This is a genomic window from Rubrivirga sp. (genome assembly GCF_049648075.1).
In the GTDB taxonomy this organism is placed as follows: domain Bacteria; phylum Bacteroidota; class Rhodothermia; order Rhodothermales; family Rubricoccaceae; genus Rubrivirga.
Genome location: NZ_JBARYR010000441.1, coordinates 1 through 3,183, shown reverse-complemented (window position 1 = coordinate 3,183; position 3,183 = coordinate 1). Strand labels below are relative to the sequence as shown.

Annotated in this window: 3 protein-coding genes; 2 read left to right on the top strand and 1 reads right to left on the bottom strand. The window is 69.6% G+C overall.

What is annotated here, in order from left to right; genetic code table 11:
* Nucleotides 1-706, top strand: a 706-nt coding sequence (locus tag WBA11_RS12560) for a sensor histidine kinase (RefSeq protein ID WP_424521020.1), incomplete at its 5' end; no start/stop codon positions are given.
* Between the two features lie 47 nt (nt 707-753).
* Here the strand turns inward: WBA11_RS12560 and WBA11_RS12555 are convergent.
* Complete coding sequence (locus WBA11_RS12555; RefSeq protein ID WP_424521019.1) at nt 754-1,359, bottom strand: hypothetical protein; 606 nt, start codon at nt 1,357-1,359, stop codon at nt 754-756.
* A 258-nt stretch (nt 1,360-1,617) separates the two neighbouring features.
* Between WBA11_RS12555 and WBA11_RS12550 the strand changes: the two genes are divergently transcribed.
* Nucleotides 1,618-3,183: DEAD/DEAH box helicase (locus WBA11_RS12550; RefSeq protein ID WP_424521018.1), on the top strand; the 1,566-nt coding region annotated here is incomplete at its 3' end.

Sequence of the window (3,183 nt, the reverse complement as noted above, 5' to 3'; positions counted from 1 at the left end):
GCACGAGGCCGAGGCCGAGGTCCGAGCGCTCAACGCCACACTCGAGGCCCGCGTGGAGGAGCGGACGGCGGAGGTCCGCCAGCTCGCCGCGGCGCTCACCGTCGCCGAGCACGAGGAGCGCCGTCGGATCGCCCACGTCCTCCACGACGACCTCCAACAGCGGCTCCACGGCCTCGCGATGCTCCTCAGCCAGGCCGCCAAGGCCGACGGTCCAGCCGCCGCCGACCTGCTCCGTCGGTCGGCCGGCATCCTTGACGAGTCGGTCACGCTAACCCGGACGCTCTCGACCGACCTTAGCCCGGCCGTCCTCGAAGCCGGCCGCGTTGGAGAAGTCCTCGACGCGCTGGCCGTCTACGCCGAGAGCCAGTACGGCCTCGAGGTCGAGGTCGTGCCCGCTCCCGAGCCCCTCGTCCTGCCCACGGCCACCTGCGTGCTCGTGTACCAGATCGTGCGGGAGCTCTTGTTCAACGTGGTCAAGCACGCGGACTCGTCGCGCGTCCGAATTCTCGTGGAGAGCCTAGCGGACGACGTCGTCATCCACGTCCAAGATGACGGCGCCGGGTTCGACCTCGAGGCCGGCTCGAGCGGGTTTGGCCTGGCGAGCGTCCGGGACCGGATCGAGTTGATCGGAGGCCGGTTCGAGGTGGAGTCCGCCCCGGGAGAGGGGACGCGGGCGACCATCGCGGTCCCGACGCTGCCGGCCTAGCGGCCTCGAGGTCCCTCGTGCTATCAGGGGTTCCGTCCTCGAGGGCGCTATCGCCGCTCGGCGTGGATGGCGCCGATGGCGTCGATGTCCGCGCCGGGCGTCCGCCCTCCGGCATCGCCCTGGCCCGCGTCGTCGGTGACGCGGACGAAGCGGTACTGTGCGCCCTCGAGGCCGCGTCCGCCGATGTCGAGCGTCGCCGACGATCCCTCGACACGGCCCAGATCGATGTAGTCGCGGCCGTCGACCGAGACCTCGACCGACGTCGCTTCCACGTCTGGGCCGATCTCGAAGATCGCGATGTCGTCGCCCGGCCCGTCGTACAGGGTGTTGTTGGTGAACTCAAACACCGCCACGCCGCCGCTCGTCAGCGACACGTAGCACTCGTCGCCGGATGGGCACCGGTCCGTGTCGTAGTCCGGCGGCCCGATGGCTTGGCGGGCGTCGGAGTAGGCAACGCCGAGTTCTCGCGTGGGCGCAAACCGGTCCACGCGGTCCGCAAAGGCGACGGCTCCGAGTGCGAACCGGACCTGTTGGCCTTGTCCCGTCTCATAGGTCGTCGGGCGTGCGCCATCGAGCGTGTCTTGGGCGAGCTGCTGGACCTCGGCGCAGCCGGCGATGGTGAGAATGGACAGAACAGCGAGGGCGGTGCGCATGGTCGAGCGGAGGGGTTCGCCCTCCATTACCCGAGACTGCCGCGCGAGACGTCACCGCCCTCGAGGCCGAACGACCTCTGCGCCTTCGAGGACGCGTGGGGAGAACTCCGCCGGAAGTCCGCGTCCTCGAGGACGATCTGCGGCGCTCGTGCGTAGCATGACGCAGGCGCGGATTCCCCGCGTCGGCGCCGGTGCCGGCGCCTGCGACGCCGGTCGGGAGCGACACGAGACCCGGGCGGCCCACTCTCCCCCCGACCCATGGCGTTCAAAGCCGTCTTCGACCTCACCCAGAAAGCCCAGAACGAGGCCAAAGCCGAGCGCCAGCTCGAGACCCCGTTCGACTCGCCCGACCCCGACCGCCAGGAGGCCGGCATCGAGGACCTGCCCGAGCGCCTGCAGCAGGGCATCGAGGCGCTCGGGTGGCCCGGGCTCATGCCCGTCCAGGCGCAGGCCGTCCCCTACATCCTGGACAACCAGGACCTGATCGTCCAGAGCCGGACCGGGTCTGGCAAGACGGGCGCGTTCCTGCTGCCCCTCTTGGAGAAGCTGGACGTCCGCGAGAAGACGACCCAGGCCTTGGTGCTCTGCCCGACCCGCGAGCTGGCGAGCCAGATCCACGCCGAGTTCGAGCGCATGAACGCCGGCCTCGATCCAGACGAGCGGTTGGGCGCGATCCCCGTCTACGGCGGCGTCGGGTACGGCCCGCAGATCGAGGCGTTCGAGAAGGGCGCCCAGTTGGTCGTCGGGACGCCCGGCCGCATCTTGGATCACCTGTCGCGGGGCACGCTCAAGCTCGACAAGCTGCGCACCATCATCCTGGACGAGGCCGACGAGATGCTGTCGATGGGCTTCTTCCCCGACATGATCAAGGTCCGCCGCTACCTGCCCAAGCAGCGCGACTCCTACATGTTCTCGGCCACGATGCCGTTCCAGGTCCAGCGCATCGGCAAGGAGTTCCTGACCGACCCCATCTTCCTGGCGACGGCCGGCGGCCAGATCCACGTCGAGCAGATGGCGCACCGGGCCTACCAGGTGATGCCGATGGAGAAGGACCGGACGTTGGCGACGCTCATCGAGTGGGAGAACCCGACCTCGGCCATCATCTTCTGCAACACCAAGCGGGAGGTCGAGTACCTCGCCAACTTCCTCAACAACTACGGCTACAACGCGGCCGGCATCTCGAGCGACCTGACGCAGAAGGCGCGCGAGAAGACGATGAAGCGCCTCCGCGACGGCAAGATCCGCTTCCTGGTCGCGACCGACGTGGCGGCCCGAGGCATCGACGTCGAGGACCTGAGCCACGTCTTCCAGTACGACATCCCCCAGGACCGCGAGTACTACGTCCACCGCTCCGGCCGGACGGCGCGCGCGGGCAAGGCCGGCGTCTCGATCGCGATCACGACCGCGACCGACATGCCGACGCTGCGCCAGATCGCGCGCAAGTACGACATCCCGCTCGAGGAACGCGAGATGCCGACCGAGGCCGAGATCGCGAGCCGCGTCGGCCAGCGTCTGACCAACATCTTGGAGGACCGGATGCGCGACCGCTCCAACATGGAGCGCGAGCGCCAGGCCCGGTTCGCGTCCGTCGCCCGGCAACTCGTCCAAGACGGCGAGCCCGAGATCCTGGGCATGCTGCTCGACCAAGCGTACCAGGCCAGCCTGGGCGAGTCCAACAGCGGTCCGGCCATGGACCAGTCCGAGAGCGAGTACGACGTCCAGCAGCGCGAGGCCCGCGAGCGCCGAGAGGGCGGAGGCCGCTCGACGTCCCGCCGCCGCGACCGCGACGCCGCCGACCTCGAGGAGGCTGACGACGACCAGCCC

Bases quoted from the DNA above. Each gene is read 5' to 3' on its own strand.
- WBA11_RS12555 (WP_424521019.1), bottom strand. From the start codon at position 1,359: ATGCGCACCGCCCTCGCTGTTCTGTCCATTCTCACCATCGCCGGCTGC.